General features: G+C 52.0%; 16 protein-coding genes. 6 read left to right on the forward strand and 10 right to left on the reverse strand.

Annotation, left to right across the window (positions count from 1 at the left end):
• Positions 1 to 64 precede the first annotated feature (64 nt).
• Positions 65 to 2290 carry a hypothetical protein gene (locus IPN95_12700; protein MBK9450244.1) on the forward strand — a complete coding sequence of 742 codons (2226 nt, stop codon included), beginning with the start codon at positions 65 to 67 and terminating at the stop codon, positions 2288 to 2290.
• A gap of 73 nt (positions 2291 to 2363) precedes the next feature.
• Here the strand turns inward: IPN95_12700 and IPN95_12705 are convergent, their stop codons facing one another.
• Genes IPN95_12705 through IPN95_12720 form a run of 4 tightly spaced genes read right to left on the reverse strand, consistent with a single transcriptional unit; the run spans position 2364 to position 5950 of the window.
• Positions 2364 to 2798, reverse strand: a complete 435-nt coding sequence (locus tag IPN95_12705) for a hypothetical protein (GenBank protein MBK9450245.1) — start codon at positions 2796 to 2798, stop codon at positions 2364 to 2366.
• 12 nt (positions 2799 to 2810) lie between these two features.
• Positions 2811 to 3227 carry a response regulator gene (locus tag IPN95_12710; GenBank protein ID MBK9450246.1) on the reverse strand — a complete coding sequence of 139 codons (417 nt, stop codon included), beginning with the start codon at positions 3225 to 3227 and terminating at the stop codon, positions 2811 to 2813.
• A gap of 51 nt (positions 3228 to 3278) precedes the next feature.
• Complete coding sequence (locus IPN95_12715; protein MBK9450247.1) at positions 3279 to 3815, reverse strand: bifunctional (p)ppGpp synthetase/guanosine-3',5'-bis(diphosphate) 3'-pyrophosphohydrolase; 537 nt, start codon at positions 3813 to 3815, stop codon at positions 3279 to 3281.
• Positions 3812 to 5950, reverse strand: a complete 2139-nt coding sequence (locus IPN95_12720) for an RNA-binding transcriptional accessory protein (protein ID MBK9450248.1) — start codon at positions 5948 to 5950, stop codon at positions 3812 to 3814. The genes IPN95_12715 and IPN95_12720 overlap by 4 nt, the downstream gene beginning before the upstream one ends.
• Positions 5951 to 6456: 506 nt before the next feature.
• Here IPN95_12720 and IPN95_12725 point away from each other — a divergent pair.
• From IPN95_12725 to IPN95_12735, 3 genes are all read left to right on the forward strand, one after another.
• Complete coding sequence (locus IPN95_12725) at positions 6457 to 6840, forward strand: BlaI/MecI/CopY family transcriptional regulator (protein MBK9450249.1); 384 nt, start codon at positions 6457 to 6459, stop codon at positions 6838 to 6840.
• The gene (locus IPN95_12730) at positions 6837 to 9044 is read left to right on the forward strand and encodes a M48 family metalloprotease (GenBank protein MBK9450250.1); all 2208 of its coding nucleotides are present in this window, start codon (positions 6837 to 6839) and stop codon (positions 9042 to 9044) included. Before IPN95_12725 ends, IPN95_12730 begins: the two co-directional genes overlap by 4 nt.
• Positions 9045 to 9162: 118 nt before the next feature.
• Positions 9163 to 9705, forward strand: a complete 543-nt coding sequence (locus IPN95_12735) for a DUF1415 domain-containing protein (protein ID MBK9450251.1) — start codon at positions 9163 to 9165, stop codon at positions 9703 to 9705.
• A gap of 278 nt (positions 9706 to 9983) precedes the next feature.
• Here IPN95_12735 and IPN95_12740 read toward each other — a convergent pair whose 3' ends face one another.
• The 5 genes from IPN95_12740 to IPN95_12760 form a co-directional block, all read right to left on the reverse strand.
• On the reverse strand, positions 9984 to 10682 hold the full coding sequence (locus IPN95_12740; protein MBK9450252.1) for a hypothetical protein: 699 nt from the start codon (positions 10680 to 10682) through the stop codon (positions 9984 to 9986).
• The gene (locus IPN95_12745) at positions 10679 to 11374 is read right to left on the reverse strand and encodes a toll/interleukin-1 receptor domain-containing protein (protein MBK9450253.1); all 696 of its coding nucleotides are present in this window, start codon (positions 11372 to 11374) and stop codon (positions 10679 to 10681) included. Before IPN95_12745 ends, IPN95_12740 begins: the two co-directional genes overlap by 4 nt.
• A 345-nt stretch (positions 11375 to 11719) precedes the next feature.
• Positions 11720 to 12010: a GIY-YIG nuclease family protein gene (locus tag IPN95_12750; protein MBK9450254.1), complete on the reverse strand. Its 291-nt coding sequence runs from the start codon at positions 12008 to 12010 to the stop codon at positions 11720 to 11722.
• Positions 12011 to 12168: 158 nt separating this feature from the next.
• A complete protein-coding gene (locus IPN95_12755; protein ID MBK9450255.1) occupies positions 12169 to 12825 on the reverse strand; it encodes a hypothetical protein in 657 nt (218 codons plus the stop codon).
• A gap of 10 nt (positions 12826 to 12835) precedes the next feature.
• Entirely contained in the window at positions 12836 to 13333 is a 498-nt protein-coding gene (locus IPN95_12760) for a hypothetical protein (GenBank protein MBK9450256.1), read from the reverse strand.
• A gap of 724 nt (positions 13334 to 14057) precedes the next feature.
• Here IPN95_12760 and IPN95_12765 point away from each other — a divergent pair.
• Positions 14058 to 14918, forward strand: coding sequence for a hypothetical protein (locus IPN95_12765; GenBank protein ID MBK9450257.1), 861 nt, complete (start codon positions 14058 to 14060; stop codon positions 14916 to 14918).
• A gap of 405 nt (positions 14919 to 15323) precedes the next feature.
• Positions 15324 to 21233, forward strand: coding sequence for a hypothetical protein (locus IPN95_12770; GenBank protein ID MBK9450258.1), 5910 nt, complete (start codon positions 15324 to 15326; stop codon positions 21231 to 21233).
• Between the two features lie 107 nt (positions 21234 to 21340).
• Here the strand turns inward: IPN95_12770 and IPN95_12775 are convergent, their stop codons facing one another.
• Positions 21341 to 21628, reverse strand: a complete 288-nt coding sequence (locus tag IPN95_12775) for a hypothetical protein (GenBank protein ID MBK9450259.1) — start codon at positions 21626 to 21628, stop codon at positions 21341 to 21343.
• Positions 21629 to 21728: the final 100 nt, after the last annotated feature.

Raw genomic sequence — 21728 nt, forward strand, 5'->3', positions numbered from 1 at the left:
GAAAGCCTTGTCAAGGCATGCTGCGGGTGACTTCGCAGGTGCAATGGCATTGATTGAGAACGAAATGCGTAGCATAAAATCATTGAATCAATCAGGGAGGATCGGCACGATCCGGGTATTTATTCTCGCATCGCTCTTGCTGATCTTCGGCGGTCAGCTTGTTGCGCAAAAGGTGATCGTCCTCACCAATGCGGATATTGCCAAAGTCGTGACCGGAATTCACCACTATTCGGTGAAGGACGAGACGTTTAAACTTACCCTGAGGCACCGGCTCTCTGGAATTGGCCCCATGCAAGTGAGTTTGCAAAAGGAGCAGCAATTCGGAAACAGTCCTTTTACCCTGAAATCGACATTACCCGCTGAGTTGAGCCCCGATGGTTCACTAGACTTGGAATTTGGCGTTTCTTATTCGCGTTCGCTTCAACAGGCCAATACCATCAGCCTCTTGGCGGTGCCTGTCGGCGACCCGGACCCCAAAACGCGTGGAATTGCGATTAACATCAAATTGTCTGCGGATGAGGTCCTGATGTTTTTCAATGATCGCGCAAAGCAATACACGAAAACACTGCCCACCTTCGAATTTGTCGGCCCGACTGAAAAGTTAATCGAGGTCACCTGGAATGGCGGCACTTCACGCAATTGCATCTACAAAATCGAAACATCCGGGCGCGATGGATTTTCATTGGTTCCCAACGCTGCGGGCGCAGCACCCTTGCAAAATGGTGCCGAAATCAAATTGAATACGGGTGGCAACTCCTTTTTCATCCGCTATGACGGTGCTGCGAGGAAGGGCACGGTTGACTTGGCAAGAATTACATTTACCGAGCCGGGCGGGCAATCTATCAAAACCGAAATGGTAGGGACTTACCAAGGCGGGGCCAATCAGTTTGCAGCAGCCAAGGACTTGCTCTCCAAAGGCAAATTGATCGGGGACTATGTTCCGCCGGTCGTTGTCGAACCCAAAGTGGTCGCAAAGGAGCCGATCAAAGCCAAAGATCCTGTCAAGGTAACCGAGCCAAAGGTGACCGGCGGATCAGATTCCGTTCCCAATCCGGTGGTTGTGCGTTCCCCCAACGAAGGCAGCACGCCCAAAAACATCGGGGAACCAATTCCGCAACCGAGCAGAGCAGCGGTCATGCCGATCGACACGGAAGAGTATGAAGACGGATTGAACGAAGAGCAAGCCAAAGCGCGTTTGCTCAAGTATTATCTCCGCCACAAGGACGAAAATATCGTCAAGGTCGGTCAGGCCCGATTTGAAAAAGTCGATGGAATCTTTGAGGCCTTTGTGCCCATCGGAATCGACAGCATTTTGAAGGAGGATCCCAATTTCAACATCACACCGATTTGGGTCAAAGCCGTTTTGGGATCCGACACGGTGACCCTGCCGGGAACCAATTACAGCTACCGGGCAGACAGTGCGCGGCTCACGATCAAGCTTTCGGAGGAGGCCGTGGAGAAAATGGCCAAGGAAGACTCCTTCCAAATTCGCGTAGGTTTCATGCCTGATTACCTTGCTGGAAATACGCCTGTTGCTGATAAGAGCTTGGTTTTTACCGGCAACACCTACGCCAAGATGTACAGCAATTCCTATTTGGCCATCATTTTGTGGACCTTGTTGGGATTGGCTGTGTTCCTTTTCTTTTTCATCGGATTTGTCGTGGCGCGTCGTCCGGTTTCGTCGTTCCGCTATTTGCGCGAGTCGCGCTATCAGCGTGAGCGGCACAAGGCCAACAGTGAAAGGCAACGTGTGGATGTCGAAACAGTCCATATCGACCTCGCAAGACAGGATACAGATTTGATTCAGCTCGCTTTTGTCGATCGGGGCGAAGGTCTTGATGGCCGCAAAGGTGATACGATTGAAAAGGTTCGGTCGATTCATGCGACTGTGCCGGTTCCAAGAAGAGGCGCTTTGGTGAGGTTTTTCAGTTGGCTGTATGCGCCGTTTGGACGCAAACGCGAACCGAAATTCAAGTCTGTTTACTACAGCCTTCGCATTGAAATGATCAAGGGAGCCGTGCCGCAGCACTTGCGTTTGAAAGACGAATCAGGCATGATCATGCTGGGAACAACGCTCACAGGCAATGTTCTGGCGACCGATTTGCAGGACTTCAAGTTCACGCAGAGGCCATTTGGATACAGCGTCTATTTGGATCCCGCCGAATTTTTGGATTACACCGGTGCCATGCGCACGGTGAGCATTCCTTTCCGTGTGATCGAGGAGCCATTTGAAGGCTATGTCATGACCCGTGAATTCAACCTGAATTTGGAAATCGCACAGCGATTCTGATTGTTGAAGGGGCCATCAAAAAAATCGCCCAATGGTTTTGACCATTGGGCGATTTCATTTTAAGCGAAGCAAGTTATTTGATCACCGTTCCGCGCGCCGTCCACCAAGTATGGTATTCTGCGCGGAGTCTGCCGGCCATCACCGCCGGGTCGGTATCGACGAGCGTCGCTGCCTCTTCCACCGATTCGCAGTCAAGGATGAAAATGCCTCTCAAATCGGTGTCATCACCCATCGGCCCGGCAACGAGCAATTTTCCCTCGGCCGCCAATTTGCTGATATTGGCCATATGGCCTTCCTGAATTTTGTCGAGTTGGTCTTTTGGGATCTTGTTGGCCTTTTTTCCTCTGTACAGCAGCACCATCACATACCGACGCATCGTGTAGGTGGTGTCGCCGTCTTTCATCTCAAATTCGCGTGGTTCAGGTGCTTTTGGTGCTGCGGATTGCGCCAAGCCTCCCACCGCGAATACCGAGCAAAAGCAAAACCACAATGCTGCCTTTTTGATCATCGTCTTCAAATGTTAATTGCTCTCAGCTTGCACTTTATCAAAGGCCTCAATCAGCGCCAATTGCCGCGTAACCCTGTCGACAATTTGGTTGAGGATGTCGGGCGCAATCGGTTTGATCCGATAGTCCAATGCCTCGATGCGGTAGGCAAAATAGGCGTAGTCCTGACGATCGGAAATGATGACCACAATCGGTGAATCCGGGAGCGAAGCCATCAGGTCAAATCCATTCGCATCCGGGAGCGCCGGATTGATCAGGATCAAATCCACCTTGGTCTCCTTCAAAAAGTGAACAGCAGCCCTTCCGGTTTTGCAGGTATTGGCCAATTCCAACATCGGGTTGTTGATGACCACACGGGAGAGTTCCCGCAACGCGTTGACATCTGCGTCGATGAGCAAACATTTGAGCTTTTTTGGACTAGTTCCGACCATGTTTCTTTCAAGTACTTTCGAATGGCAAATATGTACAAACCTCCAGAAAGTTTAACTGGGAATGGGATACGCCGCAATTTTTTCCAAAAGCCTTGTTGCAAGGAATTCACTGGAGTCTCCCAATGCATCCAATATCCTTTGCGCCTCCACTTGATAGGCTTGGCATTTTTCCCTTGTCCAATGCGCGGGAGGCGGCGCGAGATTGGTGATGCGATCTGCAAGCTTCACCATGGCGATTTCCCTTGGCTGCTGCAAAATTCGGTGAAGGCTGTCTTGCATTTGCTCAACTTTGGGTCGGCTTTTATCCTTGGTCAATGCCATTACGCCTTGGGCCACGTCTTCTCCGAATTGTGCGGCAACAGCCTCGTAATCAGCATGCGTGTCTTCGATGCTGTCATGCAGCAAAGCACATTGCACCGCCAAATCCCCATTCGCATCCGGATGAAAATGCAAGGCCGCGATGACTTCCATCGTCACCTTGGCCAAATGCGTGTCGTAGGGCCGATCGGTCCCGGGCACAAGTTGCCCTTTGTGGTGGTCAGAGGCGAAATTGAGCGCCTTGACATAAGCTTCCTGCGTCCAGTTCATTGCCTGATTCCTTTCATGCTCAAGGCAATGCGTTTGCGCACCTTGTCCACTTCCACCACCCTGACCATCACTTTTTGTTGCACCTTGACGACCTCGGCCGGGTCACGTACAAATCGATCCGCCATTTCCGAAATATGGACCATTCCGTCTTGATGAACGCCGATATCGACAAATGCGCCAAATCGGGTAATATTGGTCACCACGCCCGGTAATTCCATGCCTTCTTCAAGGTCCGCGATCGCATTGATGCCCTCCTTGAATTGCAAGGCCTCAAATTCGGCGCGGGGATCGCGTCCCGGCTTGGCCAATTCCTTGAGAATGTCCTTCAAAGTTGGCATTCCGACCTCGGCTGTGACATATTTTTCCAGTTTGATCTGCTTCCGAATCTCCTCTTTTTGCATCAGATCAGCGACGGTGCAATTGAGGTCCTTGGCCATACGGTCTACAATCGGATAACTTTCCGGGTGCACCGCCGAGGTATCCAAAGGATTGGCTGCCCCGCGGATGCGCAAAAATCCTGCGGCCTGCTGATAAGCCTTTTCGCCAAGGCGTGGCACCTTGAGCAACGCCGAGCGGCTTTTAAAGGGACCATTTTTCTCGCGGTAGCTCACGATATTGGCTGCAAGAGAAGGTCCGAGTCCGGACACGTAGGTCAGCAATTGTTTGCTTGCAGTGTTCAATTCGACGCCGACGCCATTCACGCAGCTTTCCACGACGTCATCGAGACTGCCCTTGAGCAAGTTTTGGTCGACATCGTGTTGATATTGGCCGACACCGATGGACTTTGGATCGATTTTTACCAATTCAGCCAAGGGATCCATCAACCTGCGGCCGATGGAAACTGCGCCCCGCACGGTCAGGTCTTCGTCAGGAAATTCCTCGCGCGCGACTTCCGAGGCTGAATAAATCGAGGCACCACTTTCATTGACCAAGACAATGGGCAGGTCCTTGGGCAGACCCAAGCCGCGCAAAAAGCTCTCCGTTTCACGGCCCGCGGTTCCGTTGCCCAACGCAATCGCCTCGATTTTGAATTCTTCGATCAAGGCACTCGTTTTGGCCGCCGCCTGCGCAGCTTGTCCCGAACCCGTATGCGGATAGATCACATCGTTGCGCAGCAATTTTCCCTGCGGATCAAGCACGACCACTTTGCAGCCGGTCCGAAATCCAGGGTCAAGTGCCAATACGCGCTTGGAACCCAAAGGAGCGGCCAAAAGTAGCTGCCGCATGTTCTCCGCAAATACCTTGATCGCCTCCACATCGGCCTTGCGCTTGCTTTCCAGGCGCATTTCGGTTTCCATGGATGGGGAAAGCAGACGCTTGTAGCCGTCTTTGATGGCCATTTCGACTTGCTCTGCCATCGGGCCGTAGCCTTTGAGAAAGAGGCGATTGAGGGTTTCAAGGGCTTGGGATTCCTCCGGCTCGATGCCCATGCTGATGATTTTCTCCTTTTCCGCGCGGCGCATGGCCAAGACGCGGTGACTGGGCGCCTTGGCGAGGCTTTCCTCCCAATGGAAATAATCGCGGTATTTGGCACCTTCTTCCTCCTTGCCTTTCAGCACTTTGGTCACGATCATTCCCTTGCGTTCAAACAGTCCGCGGATGCGTGTGCGGGCACGCTCGTCTTCGTTGATGCGCTCGGCGATGATGTCACGCGCACCTGCGAGGGCCTCATCAACATCCGCAACGCCTTTTGCGGTATTCACAAACTTGGTAGCAAGTTGTGCCGGGTTGCCGCCGCCCTGTGCAAACAGGAGTTCAGCGAGCGGTTCAAGTCCTTTTTCCTTGGCAATGGTTGCGCGTGTGCGCCGCTTGGGTCGGTAGGGGAGGTAGATGTCTTCCAGTTCGGTGAGGGTGGCAGCGTTTTCCACCTTCTTTTTGAGGTCGGGCGTGAGCAAACCTTGCTCGCTGATCGAACTCAAAATTGCCTCCTTGCGGGCTGCCAATTCGCGGAGTTGCTTGTCGCGGTCACGAATGGTGGTGATTTCCACCTCGTCCAAGCTGCCTGTAGCTTCCTTGCGGTAACGTGCGATAAAGGGCACAGTCGCGCCATCCGCCAACAATTCCAGCACGGCGGCAATGCTGCGGGGCTGCAATCCCGTCTCTGATGCGATTCTTTGAACAAATGCGTCGGTCATGCGGCAAAGGTAATGAGAGAATGGAGAATGGAGAATGGAGAATGGAGAAACTCAAAGGGTTCGCGAAGCAATGGAGAACTGCGAAGCAATCGAAGAAGTCAATCCCGAAGGGTTCAGCGAAGCGAATGAGGAGTTCAGATTTCAGAGTTCCCCTGGTCATGCAGAGCGGAGCGATGCATCTCGACGCCTCCTAGCAAATAACACTGGTCAGCTTTGCGATGAGTTGTGGAGAGTTCAGAGTTAAGACAATGCTACGTTCAGCAAAGCAAACACGATCGTTTAATCGAACTTCCTGCGTAAGTGACTACCAGAAACACTGAACTTGACGGCATGGCTCCTCATTTTTAATTTCTATTTTTCTCATTTCTAATTTCTAATTCCTCATCCTTAACCGCTTAACTTTATTTACGAAATAATTCGTAGTAAAGGCTTGCATCTACGAAAGAGTTCGTATAACATTGCATTACGAAATGTTTCGTAAGTAGAATTGTTTTGGGAATGCATTCATGGAAACTTTAAGACCTACAGATTCGGAGTTGGAGATCCTGCAAGTTTTGTGGGAAAAGGGGGCTTGTACGGTGCGTGAAGTCAATGATGTATTGGGTACGCGCCGAGAAATCGGCTATACCACGACATTGAAACTCATGCAAATCATGCACGAAAAGGGGCTTTTGTTGCGCGAAAAGGATGGACGTGGCCACGTTTATGCTTCCGCCGCCAAACGCGAAGTCACCCAACGTGCCCTGCTCGACCGGTTCCTCGAAAATGCATTTGCAGGGTCGGCCATGCAACTTGTACTGCAAACCTTGGGTGGCCATAAAGCCAGCCCCGCCGAAATCGATCAGATTCGCGCGTATTTGGACACCATTGAAAAAGATTCAACAAAATGAAATCATTGGAATCGTTGATCCCCTTGTCATTTGCCGAGGCCATCGGAACGACCTTGTTGCATTCGCTGTGGCAATTGTCGGCATTGGCCCTGTTGTTGATGCTCGTCTTGGCCATCCTGCCAACCGGCGCGGTCAAATGGCGGTATTGGAGTGCAACCTTTATACTGGGCCTCATGTTTTTGGCTCCGATCGCAACATTCTCCTATTGCTATCAGCCTGGTGCGGAAACCATGGTATCGGCAGTGCCAACTCAATTTCCTGCTTTGGATGAGGCAAAAGGCGTTTTGGAGACCCCGTCGGCTACGATGGAGGGAGGAAATGCAGGTATATTCGAAAGAATAACTTCCGCTGTCCAAAACAATTCCTACCTCTTTTCAGGAATCTGGATGATGGGCGTACTTTTCTTTAGCCTGAGGTTTCTAGGTGGATATTGGCAAGTAAGCCGTCTGCGCAAACGGAACTTGGAAGAAGTCCCCGAGGAATTGCTTCAGCGATTTTCGATCTTACAGGAAAAGCTCGGCCTTCGCAGGAAAATTGGGATACAACTGAGTTCCGCGATCAATACACCGATGGTGATCGGGGTACTCAAACCCCTCGTGCTGCTGCCTGCAGGCTTGATGTCGGGGCTGACCATGGAACAAGTTGAATGCATACTTGTCCACGAACTCGCCCACGTGCGTCGTTGGGATTATTTGGTCAATCTCCTCCAAAGCACCGTTGAGATTCTTTTGTTTTTCCATCCTGCGATTTGGTGGACGAGCCGCGTGGTGCGTCAGGAACGCGAAAACTGCTGCGATGCGCTTGTCGTCAACCTTCCCAGCAACAAAGTCCAATATGCACGTGCATTGCTCAGTCTCGAAATCATGCGTCAGCAGCAGCCTGCCTTGGCCTTGGGTTCGCAGGATGGGGATTTGGCAAGTCGAATTCGCAGAATCACCGGGGCAGCAGCTCCTCGCAGTCGCAAGTTCCATTCCCGTGGATTGTTGTTTGGGCTGATGTTACTTGGCTTCGCGGTTTTGGTGGGTTCCCAAACACCTACAGTGGTCAAAGCTGCCTTCCCATTCCTTGCCGAAGACCAATCGGATCCCATGACACGCCCCGAAATGCAGGTTTATGTGCAGGATTCGCCGATTACGAAAATCGTGATCAAGGAAAATGGCGATGAAGTCTCGATGGATTTTGACCAAAAAGGCAAAGTCATCTCGGCAATTCGCAACGGCAAAGAAGTTCCAAAGGAGGAAATTGCTACTTATCAGTCCAAGGCAGACGAGATTTTGTCGGGTTCTTTGCGCAACGGGCCTGCCATGCCGCCAATTCCGCCGATGCCCAATTTCGGTGCAGTTCCACCGTTTCCGCCGATGCCACCGATGCCCAACTTTGGCGCAACCCCAAACGTACCGCCTGTTCCGCCAATCGGAGATCCCAATTCGGCGAACTTTGACAGCAAACAATTTGAGATCCAGATGGAGCAATTCGGGCAACAAATGGAAGCTTGGGGCAAGGCTTTTTCCAAGGAATTTGAAGCCAAGGATTGGGAAAAATTCGGCGAAGATGCCGGTCGTTGGGCCGAGAACCTTGCCGGGCATGTTTTGTCGGGAGAGGAAACTGAAGAAATGAAGGCCTTGCACAAGGATTTGGAGCGGGTCAGTACCGAATTGGAAAAGACCAAGGACCAGCGTCGTCGTAAAGAATTGGCTGCTGAGCAGGAAAAATTGGCCGAACGGCTTGGCGAATTGCACGAGGGTGCGATGGAACAGAATATGGGCGATTTTGAACGGCGGATGGAGGAGTGGGGAAAACAATTTGGGGAAGAGATGGAAAAGATCATCGAAAAGGAGGTCATTCAGGTAGATAAAATGGCCAAAACCATTGAAATTGAAATGGAAAGGGGAGCAGCCGAAGCCGAGAAGGGGCGCGCTATTGCAGAAAAGGAGGCCGTTGAGGCTGAAAAAGAAGCGGAAAAAGCACGCGCAGAAGGTGCACGCGCCGAACGCGCGGCAGATATCATCGGCAATTCGCTGCTCGCTGATCAGTTGATTGTCAGTCCAAAATCCTACAAGATCAAAATCAACAACAAGGAATTTCAGGTGAATGGCAGGCAGCAATCGCATGCCATGCATCAAAAATATCAGCAACTACTCGAGCAGCAGCTTGGCCTCAAATTGAGCAAGGATTGGGTGGTTTTCGAAAAGGAAACCAAATAGAAAATTGAATTTCCATCAGAATTGTTGTTGGACGGGCGGCTGCGAAAGTGGCTGCTTGTCTTTTTATGAGAAATGACAGAAGCGCATGCGGAGGATGAAAAAGCCGTAATTTGCGGCCATGATTCCAGAAAACTCCTCCGATAGCCACGTCCAAGCCACCCGCGAATGGGTGGAAAAATTCGTGATCGGTCTGAACCTTTGTCCGTTTGCAGCGCCCGTGGCTGCGCAGGGACGCATCCGCTATGCACTGTCGGAAGCGCGCGACATCGATGTTTTGTACCAAGACCTGCTCCGCGAATTGGATCACCTCATTCAAGTCGATCCGGAAACGGTGGAGACGACCATTTTGGTGCATCCTTGGGTGCTCAACGACTTTGAAGAATACTTGGACTTCCTGGAAATCGTGGAAGAGGCCATCGAGGAGGCCGAATTGGATGGCATTTTACAGGTCGCGAGTTTTCATCCAGAATACCAATTCGAAGGCCCACCCGCAGACGATCCGAGCCATCGCACCAACCGCTCGCCTTATCCGATGCTGCACATCCTCCGGGAAGCCAGCCTCACGATTGCCTTGGACAATTATCCTGATCCTGAGATGATTCCGGAGCGCAACATCGCCAAAATGCGGGAAATGTTTGGGAATGGAATTGAGAATGGATAATGGAGAATTGAAAATTGAGAACTGCGAAGCAATCGACGAAGTCAATTGCGAAGCATATCACGTCAGTAAACTCGAAGGGTTCGCGCAAGCAACTGCGAAGCACATCAGCGAAGCTAATTGAAAAGGGAGAACAGCGAAGCTAATCGCGAATCGAATCACGATGGTAAGCCCGCAGGGTTCCGTGAAGCTAATGGAGTAGGAGATTGATGATAGCGAAAGGAACTAAGAAGATCTTGGAAGATGGCCGAGCGAAAATCATACAACCATTCCGCGATCAATCACTTTTGCTGTTGCTGAATGGCGCTTGCACCTAGGTAGTGGATGCGAATCCATTGATTGCGTGCATCTTTTGGGGCGTCTTCGGCCGGACCTTGAACAGGGGTGAATTGCGTTTTGGTGAGCTTACTCAACTGTTTTGCAAGGACTATTGCCTTTTGCTCAACGGATGGCGAATAATAATTCACACTGGATTGTTTGCCCATCCATGTGGGGAGTTCCGTGACGGTCTCCTCCTTGACAAGCAGGTATTCAGGTTCGACCAAGACTTTTTCGACGTTTTTGAGCTTATTGGCTTGGGGCTGCCAAGAATAAAGGTGCACCAGGATCAAAGCGGAACTGTCTTTGATGGCCAATTGCCCGGCATAACGGTTGGCTTTGACCATTGCACTGTCAAATTGCCGATTTTCTACGCTGTGGCTGAGACTTTGCAACTGATGTTCCATTTGTTGTTCACGTTCGGCGAGTTTGGATTGCGTAGCTTCCAATTCGCTGCGAAACCGTCGCAACCTCGCCGTACTGTCGGCCAATTGCTGCGTTTTCACCTCCAATTCGTGCTGTTTTTGAATCAATTGGAGGTAGAGCAAAAATCCGCCGACAATCACGCCCATGAGCACAAGCAGCGCAAAAAAATTGAATCGCTTTGCCGAGCGAATGTCGCGCGACGTCTTTGGGTCACCGAATATTCCTGCTAGCGTCATAATTTTTCCAGTTGTTCAGACCTGAGTTCGATCCAACGTTGTCGCGTAAAAGCTGCCCATCCGCCAGCCATTCCCGCTCCACCGATGAGGGACATGAAAGCCTTTTCCTTAAAATCCACTTTGGCGCCGATCCATGCCCAGACGATCAAACCGATACTTGCCACCATAAAAAGCAGCAAAATCGCTTTGAAAGCATTGTCCCATGGCGAACCTTTTTTCGTTGCTTTTTTGCCTTGCGTGATCGGGACCAAATCCTTGATGGCCAAACACAAGCGTTCGACATCATATTCAAAGCGCTGATTGTCAATCGGATGGGCTTGGCGTTTGGTGAGCCCGTGAAGGTCAGGCGGCAATTGTTCCTTTGCAGGCATTTTGGTACCGTTGACCAGAATCGGAACCACCCGCAATTCGCGCTGAAGCGCAACGGCAATTTCTTGTCGCACCCAATCCCCCTCCTCCAGCAAACGGTTGCTTTCCTTTCCTGCCCATCCAGGACCGATCACGACAAGCACGACAGCGCAATGATCAAGCGCATTCTCCAGCACCTCGGCAAACTCTTGACCCGGCTGAATGGTGTTGATGTCCTTGAAAATCACGTCTTCATGGAAATAATCACGCAGCTGATTGTACAATGCCACCGTAAAATCGGCGGTATCGGTACGGCGATAGCTGATGAAAATTTTGCGCGACATGCTCTCGGGCAAGTTAAGAAGAAAACGTTTCCATTAAATGTACACTGTGCTTGTGCCGGCATCACAGATTGGCGGAACCTTGCTTGGTCAGCGAGGAAGTGAAGCATCTCTAGGATTAGTAACACTTTACGCTGTTCAGCATTTGGTGTTGTTTTTCAGACTCATCGTTCGCCTGGAGGGGACGAACAGGGGGGTCTGAGGACAAGGCCTGGGGGGGCCCTTTGGGATGGCTGCTGAGTGACAAAATGAGCGCTCTGAGTAATAACGGAGGCTCAGAGTGACAACGGAGGCTCTGAGTGACAAATTATTTACCGATCAACATGCAATCTCAAGGATTTTGAAATTTTAGAGATCCATCTCAAGAAAGGTCCAGTTCGGGTTGATAGTTGCGATCAATGCCTCTTTCTTGGCTCGGCTTTGGCCTTTCAGCTGTTTTTCACGTGCAATTGCATCGACAGGATTGTCAAATTCTTCAAAATAGATCAAGTGATGGGCTTTGTACTTTCCAGTGAACCCAGCTCCAGAAATCGTACTTTCGTAGTGTTCTGCCATTCGGCGCTGTAAGTCATTGGTTACACCCACATAGAGAACTGTGCGTTGACTGTTAGTGGTGATGTAAACGAACATCTGTTTCATTGGTCTGGTGATATTTGGGCATCAAACATCGACAGTTTTTTGTTCACTGTCAAGTCGGTAATAAGTGCAGATCTTGTTGTTGGTCAAGTAGTTGGTGTTTCTGTATTTTCAGACTCATCGCTTCGCTCTGAGTGACAATTGGCGCCTTGACGATGCCACTACCCAAACCAAAACTCATTCAAGGCCCGCAAAGTCGCCTCCGAAAAGCTGTACCCGGCATTGCCCGGCAAGACAGCGTCGATGCCGCAGCGCGGGCAAAGCCCCGTTTCGCCGCCATCCGCGAACTCGGAAACCTCCGCCGGCGCGAAGACAGATTGGCAATAGTAGCAGGCAGCCAAGGTGCTCTGCGCCAAGGCCTCACGGTTGCGAATGCTGAATTCCGAAGCCTCGGCAATGGCAGGACCCAAATCCGGACGCAAAATTTGGTGCAACAGCTGCTGCCGATAGGCGGATTCGTAGGGACCGGCAGGTTCCGCAGCGTTCAGGCGGTCAAAAATCATGTCGCGTGCAGCCTCATCGAGCGCCTGACTTGCGATCAATTTCTCGGCCGCCGTAACGATCAGCGATTCGGGGCCATTCAGCAACATGTTGAGCAGTAGCGTGGTTGCCACTGCACCGTGGCGCGTCGGCGAAAGCGTATCCACCAAGTTGAATTGCCATTCTGCACCCCGATCGGTCCAAACTTGATCCAAGGCCTTCCAATCTGCATCCGAAAATTCGAGCAGGCGACGCTGCAATTCAGGGCGCATAGCATCCCGAAACGCCGTGTCGTGTGGCGTCTCCAATCCTTGGCAGACGATGTCGAAGACATTCATTGACAACAAATTAGCGCAAGCGGCTTTGGCCCATCGCGTATTCGGTGTGGCTGAGGACACCTGCTTGCAGGAGTTCCTCGAGGTAGCCCATCAGGCGGGCCTTGCGGGCCTCGGGTGTCTCGTAGCCGCTTGCAGGTGTGGCCGCAAGTGGCTGACCTTCTTGGACATTCCGCTGATAAAACAATTCCGATTTGCGCTCTTCGAATTGCTCGTCGCTCAGCACGCCGGACTTCTTCAAGCCTTCCAATTCGCGTAAAAGGGCATCGGTAGCCTTTTCTTGCGGCATAAACTGCGAAACGCCCACCGCCATCGGCGGATTCTTGAGCATGTCGTTGATGCGGTCGTCAAAGTCTTTGCGTTGCAACAACCCCTTGTTGAAATTCACCTGCAAATCGATGATTTTCTGGATAAAATCCTCTTCGCTCAGCGGAATCAACAACTCCGGATTGCGTGTTTTCCAGTTTTGATAGGCCAACGAAGCCTGCGCACGTAGTTCATGAGAAATCATACTGCAAGTTAATGGAGAATGGAGAATGGAAAATGGATAATTTTGAATGGCTAAGCGAATCGAATACGAAGAACTGGATTCGAACGAAGAGAATGAGATTCAAGTAAGTGGCCAATTTGGATTGAAATTCTCGGTAAATTGGAGGATGCGTCCCTTTTTCGAGCTCCGAATTGCTTTTTACACCCTTGTTGTCGTGATGTTTTCTGGATTGGCACATCTCCATGCGCAAAAACATTTGCACCCCGCAATCTGTGGTGAAAGTGTAACCGGGCTAGGGGAAAGAGAGGTAAATATTTACAATCCAGGTGATGATAGCCTTGACATCTCTGGCTATTTTGTTTCTCGATGGCGCAAGCCGGATCGGAATGAGATGCAGGAAATTCCTACGATTCCAAAGCTTGGTTCGGGTGAATCCGTTCGCATACCTTGGACAACTTCCTCCTCCGAAGGCAAAAAGCGCAGGCGAACAGGTTGGTTTTTGTTCGACCCCAAAAGGACTTATCTCAGCCGATTTCGAGTCCCATTGTTGAGAGGATGATCGGTAATTTCCTCAATGAACACCTTCTTCAGCAATCTCTAATATCATCTGGAATGTCCTTCACGAAGCTGAAGCATGTCCCGCCAATCGGATGAATCGCGCACCTTCCTTTTTCAACTAGATTTCCGCAGGACGGGCTTTAGACGAAAATGCTATCTTCGTGACAAATATTATCTTCGAAATCAAATGAAAAGCCTCCTCTCAAAAATTCAAATACTGCTTTTTGCACTGCTTGGGCTCGTTCCGATGTCGATGCAGGCGCAAGCAACGTCCACAGAACGCATCGTACAGATCATTTTGGATGCCGAAGCGGTGTACAATGCCGGAAGCCGTTTGCCGGTTTTGGCCGATGAGATGACCAATTTGGAGGCCTACCTTGGGCAACTCGGGCCGATGATCGGCTACCAACGCCACAGCCTCCCCGTCGAATTGCAGCCGATTTCGAATGAAGTGGCCCCCAAGGTGAAGGCTACCTGCGATCAACTGATCGCCATCACGGAGGCTTGCCGCAAACTGTTGAAGGCCAATGAAAAACTACATGGCCCGGAAAAGTTTGCGGATGTTTGGACCGTTTTTAGTCCGCATCCGGGGTGTTATTACCTCGGGATGAATTGGGATCCGCTGTGCAAACAGGTGCTCCGGTCGGAAATGAACAGCATTCAAATTCAGGACTATCCATTTACTGAGGCGGCTGCAACCGATCCATGCCTGTTGGAAATCGCCAAACATGCGCCCAACTTGACAGAATTGGTGGCGTTTGGCTGCGACATCGATGATGCGACGCTGTCATCCCTGCATTTGGAGCAACTCAAAAAGCTCACCGTGCTCGACCTTGCCGAAAATTCGCTTACCGAAGTGCCAACGTACTTGTTGGCTGCAGGTTCCATTCGCAGTCTCAGCCTTGCCAAAAATGAAATCACCCAATTACCGGCCGATTTGAAGCCCTTCGTCGGGCTTATCTACCTCGAACTGAACGGCAACAAGCTCTCCGAATCCGAAAAGGAGCGCATCCGGAAAGGCTTGCCTGGGACGAAGGTGGTGTTTTGAGGAGGGGGCGATGTCTGTCAATTCCTAAAAAACGTTGACCGGTACCAAGGCTGCGATTTGCATCCAATAACGCCAACTGTACCCCATTGATAGCGCCCCCAAGCAGGTAAAATGGCTTGGGGGCGAATTGTTTTGCAGGGAGTGCATGTGGATTCGAAGCTGGCGAATTTGGATTCTACTTGTTCGGGCTTTTTGCCTTTGCTGCACACAAAAATGACCACTCCCGCAACCGCATTCGTCTTCTAAAAGCTACAGTCTGTAATCTGGCCTTAACTGTGATTTACATTAATTTTTTGGCTAATTTGCAACGCATTTCTTGGTATTGGGGACTATGGGGAGGATTTGTTGCAATTGGTACAGAATGTGAATAGCCCGATACCGACACCAACGATGTATTTGAATTCTATGAAACGTTTCTACGCCTTTCTTCTCTTCACCCTTTGTCTGCTCTCGGCGTCCCAAGTGACGGCCCAAGAGATGACGCACCGTCCCCGACTCCGGTTTGGGATCAATTTCGGCGGGGCTTGGCAATGCGCCGACATCCGTGACATTGGCGGCGGCGGCCTCGGCGCCACTCTCGAGGTCCCCATCGTCGAAAACGACCACAGTTGGCTCGGCATCGGGCTCCGTGCGCGTTACCTCTGGACGGTTACCTACGGAAAAGACCTTGAATCCACGCCGGATATTAATTTTCCGGGAGGAATCAACTACCTCAACCACCGCACGAGTGCCACCAATTGGGACCTCGAATTGCTCCTCAAAGCCAATCGTCTCCGCGCCAAAACGGGGATTTTGCTGTATGTATGGGGCGGTGTCGGCGTGATGGGTTCGAAGGCCAAACAAAACAACTACGACGAATTTTTTAGCAGCACGCCTTATAATTACACGAGCATCGGGACGAGTTCGGTTTTTAGCCGTGCAACGGAACTTCGCTTTTTGCGCGACGATTCCTATGAAACCCGTACCCACAGCGCTTGGCCGATGTGGAAATTCGCACCATCCGCCGGTATCGGTTTTGGCTACGAATTCACTCCTTGGTTTGCAATGTCTGCCGAATGGAAGGTGACTTTCCCGCAAACCGACATGCTTGACGGCTATATTGCCGCCAATGACAATTTCCTTGACTACAGCAAAGACATCCACAATTATGTTGGCTTGAACCTGGATTTCGGAATGTTTGGCAGTTATTCCCATACCAATCCGCAACCGACCGATCCGAATGTGTACACGCCCAAGGGCGATGGTCCTGCGATCGTGATGGTTGCCCCTTCAGGCCCACATATCGACATCAATACCGGCTGTACCTACGAAGTCAGCGCCCGTTTGTACAATGTGCGCAACAAGGGATTGGTCAGCTTCTCGATGAATGGTGTTACCGTCAACCCTGCACTTTGGAACTATGAGCCGACCGGAGGAATCTTTACGGCCACGGTCAACCTTGGACCAGGAACCAACAGTTTCCAGATCGTTGCCCGCAATCAATATGGCACCGCGACCCAAAGCTTCACCGCTACTTGTTCGCAGCCGGTGATCATTCCAAATGATCCGATACCGGTACCCGGCGGAAATCCGCCGCAGGTTTTTGTGACCTATCCAACGGCATGCCCTGCGATTGTGGCCAATTGCCGCTCCGCGATCAACGTGACTTTTTACAATGTGCTGCGGCAGGATGAGATTTCCGTGTTCCACAACGGATTGCAGGTACCTCCGCAGTACTACAATTTTAATCCGCAAAGCGGTCAGTTGGTCATGAACATTGACCTGACGCCCGGCGACCACCGCATCGAATTTGTCGCTCGTACCCCGTATGGACAAGCAAGCGCCACTTCGATGTTGCGCTGCCCTGAACAGCAGGCCCAATTGCCGACTGTCACCATCACTACGCCGGGCATCACGCCTTATGCGAGCCCCAACTGTACGCAGACGGTCGTTGCAGCTGTGACGGGTGTCCAATCCAAAAATGACATCCAAGTGTATGTAGACCGCGCACTCCTCTCTCCGAATGCATGGTCTTACAATCCATCGAGCAAGGTGGTGACCCTTACGGTTTCCATGCTCCCCGGTGTGCAGTCCATGGTCGAGATCATGGCCGTCAACCAATTTGGCCGGGCAGCGGATGTCCAAATGATCAGCTGCTACCAGCAATTGCCTCCGCCGGTCGTGCAAATTGTGTACCCCAACAATGGTGTCTACCAAGGCACGGATTGCAACCAAGGCATCACGGCAAGAATCTTCAACATCAATGGAATGCAGGACATCCGCGTCTTGGCTGGCAATGCAACGGTTTCACCGCAGTATTACAGCTACAACCCGATGAACCAAGTCTTTTCGATGGATGTGAATCTTACGCCAACCATCAGGGAGCAGTTTACGATCATTGCTACGAACACGGTGGGTCAGGATCAGGCTACGGTGAGTTTGCAGTGCAATCAGCCTGTGGAGCAGGTGATTACGATCTGTCACATCCCGCCATCCAACCCTGCGAATGTGCAAACCATCACGGTTCCTGTAAGCCAATGGCCTGGCCACCAGGCGCATGGTGACGTACAAGGTCCTTGCTCGAATGCCACTGTGAGTGTTTGCTTCCAAGGAAACACGATCGCGGTTTCACAAAGCGCCTTGCCAGCATTGCTGAACTTGGGCGCTACCCAAGGCCCTTGCCAGGAGCCGAAGATTCAGATTTGCCATATTCCTCCAGGGAATCCAGCCGCGGCTTCGACGTTGACTGTGTCGCAGAGTGCATGGCCTGCCCACCAAGCTCATGGTGACGTGCAAGGTCCGTGCTCCAGCACGATGGTCACGATCTGCTACCAAGGCCAAAACATCTCGGTTTCCCAGACGGTATGGCCAGTCTATCAGGGACTTGGTGCAACCAACGGTCCATGTCCGCCGCAGACCATCACCATTTGCCACATCCCGCCTACCAATCCGGCGGCTGTGCAAACCATTACCATTCCGCAAAGTCAGTGGGCATCGCACCAAGCGCATGGCGACATCCAAGGTCCTTGCTCCAATGTCATGATCGAAATCTGCTATCAAAATCAGACGATGTCGATCTCGCAAAGCGCTTGGCCTGCATTCCAGGCATTGGGTGCAACCCGCGGGCCTTGTCCTTTGCTTAACATCACCATTTGCCACATTCCACCCGGAAATCCAGCCGCGGCGGCGACGATGACCATTCCCGAAACGGCTTGGGCTTCGCACCAAGGCCATGGTGACGTTCAAGGTGCCTGTTCATCGCAGCAAGTGACGCTTTGCTATCAAGGTCAAACCATTCAGGTAAGCGCAACGGCGGTGAATGCCATGTTGAACCTCGGTGCAACCCAAGGACCATGTCCGCCAAGGCAGATCCAGATTTGCCACTTGCCGCCCGACAACCCGGCCAATGCAACGACGATCACCATTCCGGAAACGGCATGGGCTTCGCACCAAGCGCATGGTGACGTGCAAGGTCCTTGCAGCACCAACATGATCACCATTTGCTACCAAAACCAGACGATTGTGATCTCCGAATCGGCTTGGGCCTATTATCAAGGCCGTGGCGCAACCCGCGGACCATGTCCGGTGCGTAACATTGAGATTTGCCACATTCCGCCTGGCAACCCCAACAATGCCCAGACGATTACGATTCCGGAATCCGCATGGCCGGCTCACCAAGCACATGGCGATACCCAAGGCGCTTGCAACCTGACGCCGATGACCATCTGTCACAAAGAGGGCCTTTCCAGAACTGGCGTGACGATGCAGATTCCGACTGCGGCTTGGGCTGCTCACCAAGCCCATGGGGACACCCAAGGTGCCTGCCCTGTTGCTTCGATCACCATCTGTCACATCCCGCCCGGAAATCCGAATGCTCCCGAGACGATGACCATTCCGCAGACGGCTTGGGCTAGTCATCAGGCCCATGGCGATACGCAAGGGCCATGCGACATGACCACGGTAACGATTTGTCACCACGGTGCAAGCCGCTCGGATGCCAATCAGACGATTCAGGTGCCACGTGCGAGTGTGCCTTATCACTTGGGCCATGGCGACACCGAGGGTGAATGCCCTGTGCAGGAAATTTCGATCTGCCATATCCCTCCGGGCAACCCCGGCAATCCGCAGACGATTACCATCGCCCCGAGCGCATGGCCTGCCCACCAAGCACATGGCGATACGCAAGGTGCATGTAACATGACGCCGATGACGATCTGCGCCGACGGCACGACGATCCAGATTCCGACTTCGTCATGGCCGTTTTACCAGAGCGGTGGTGCAACCCAGGGCCCATGCCCCGTACAAAACATCACCATTTGCCATATCCCGCCATCGGATCCGAGCCATCCGCAGACGATGACGATTCCGATGAGTCAATGGCCTTCGCACCAAGCCCATGGCGACGTGCGCGAAGCCTGCAACATGGCACCCATGTCGATTTGCTACGATGGTCAGAACATTGATATCCCGACCGCCTCGTGGCCATGGTATCAAACGCATGGCGGCATTCAAGGAGATTGTCCGCAGCAGGATATTACCATTTGCCACATCCCACCAGGAAATCCTGGCAATCCGCAGACGATCACGATTCCGCCTTCGGCTTGGCCTGCCCACCAAGGACATGGAGACACGCAAGGTGCATGTAACATGACCCAAATGACGATTTGTTACAATGGCACGACGCTGCAAATTCCGACCGCTTCTTGGCCTTATTACGAAGGGCAAGGTGCAGGACAAGGCGAATGCGAGCAGCAGATCACCATTTGCCATATCCCGCCGGGCAACCCCAACAATCCGCAGACGATTACCGTTCCTGCGAGCGCTTGGCCGGCCCACCAAGGCCATGGCGACACCCAAGGTGCCTGTAACATGACTTTGATGGCGATTTGTTTGGAAGGTCAGAACTTGAATGTTCCAACCTCTTCTTGGCCGGTTTACCAGCAGCAAGGTGCAACGCAAGGGGCTTGCCCTGAGCAGCAAATTACGATCTGCCACATTCCGCCGGGAAATCCTGCCAATCCGCAAACGATTACGGTGCCCGCAAGCGCTTGGCCTGCTCACCAAGGTCATGGTGACACCCAAGGTGCTTGTAACATGACGATGATGACGATTTGCGCGGATGGCACCACGATTCAAATTGCGACTGCAGCATGGCCTGCTTATCAGCAGCAGGGTGCAACGCAAGGGGCATGTCCTGAGCAGCAGATTACGATCTGTCACATTCCGCCGGGCAATCCGGGCAATCCGCAGACGATCACGGTTGCTGCGAGTGCTTGGCCTGCCCACCAAGGTCATGGCGACACCCAAGGTGCTTGTAACATGACGATGATGACGATTTGTGCCGATGGCAATACGATTCAGGTAGCCACTTCGGCTTGGCCAGCCTATCAGCAGCAAGGTGCAACGCAAGGTGCATGCCCCGAGCAGCAGATTACGATTTGCCATATCCCGCCAGGAAATCCCGGCAATCCGCAGACGATCACGGTTGCTGCGAGTGCTTGGCCAGCCCACGAAGGTCACGGAGACACCCAAGGTGCTTGTAACATGACGATGATATCGATTTGCCTCCAAGGGCAAAACATGAACGTGCCGACCGCATCGTGGCCAGTGTATCAAGAGCAAGGTGCAACGCAAGGCACCTGCCCTGAGATTCAATTGACCATCTGTCATATTCCACCAGGAAATCCAAGCAATGCGCAGACGATTACGATCCCGCAGAGTGCTTGGCCTGCTCACCAAGCGCATGGAGATCAGCAAAGTGCCTGCAATATGCGCCTCATGACCATTTGTGCTGATGGAACGACGCTGCAAGTGCCTACTTCTTCTTGGCCGGTCTATCAGCAACAAGGTGCAACGCAAGGGGCTTGTCCACAGCAACCACAAGACATCGTGATTTGCCACTTCCCTCCAGGAAATCCTGCAAATCCGCAGACGCTCACGGTTGCAGCAAGTGCATGGCCTGCGCACCAATCGCAGCATGGCGACACCCAAGGTGCTTGCAACATGACGCCAATGACGATTTGCGCAGATGGGACGACGCAAACGATCCCGACCGCCTCATGGCCTAAGTTCCAACAGATGGGTGCAACGGCCGGCCCTTGTGCGGAGCGGACCAACAATGGCCAAGTGCAGCCCAAAGGTGGTGAACCCGGCAAGCCGGGAGGCGAAGTGAAGACAGGTCAGAAAATCACCATTTGCCACACGCCACCAGAAAACCCCAAAGGTCCAAAGGTGACGATGCAAATTCTGGAGTCTGAATGGGCAGCACATGCCAAGCACGGGGATACCCGAGGCGCTTGTGGTGTTCCTGGAAAGACGATTCAGCAGGCAAAGTAAGCTGATCCCGTTAAACTGAAAATCGCCGCTGGAACTAAAATCCAGCGGCGATTTTGGTTTTTCGTGCAGTCAAAATGTGCAAGCTCAGGACCTTTTCGGCGATTCTATTACCCAAACATCCGCCAGACAAATAATCCCAGAAGCAGTATTGCAATCAACCAAACCCACCATTTTGTACCCTTGGGTTTGACTTTTACCGCCTGCCCGCCATGGTTGTTGCGTACGTATTCGTCATAGTCGAAGTCTTCTTGTTCTTGCATGACATAGGCGTTAATCCCGTCTTTCCATGCGGTTTCGTCGTCGGCACCACAATGCGGACAGACTTTGGCTTTCAAACTGACCTCGCCACCGCAATTGTTGCAATGGAAAAATTCATTGGAATGGGTACGTGCCATCTGCGAATCCTTTCAAAAGTGAGAAACGAGCTATCCGTGAATACGATTGGCTGAATTTGAGGAATACAACTGCAATTTGCGCCTCAGGCGAAGACATTTG

It is taken from the genome of Bacteroidota bacterium (genome assembly GCA_016718825.1).
Lineage (GTDB): Bacteria > Bacteroidota > Bacteroidia > J057 > JADKCL01 > JADKCL01.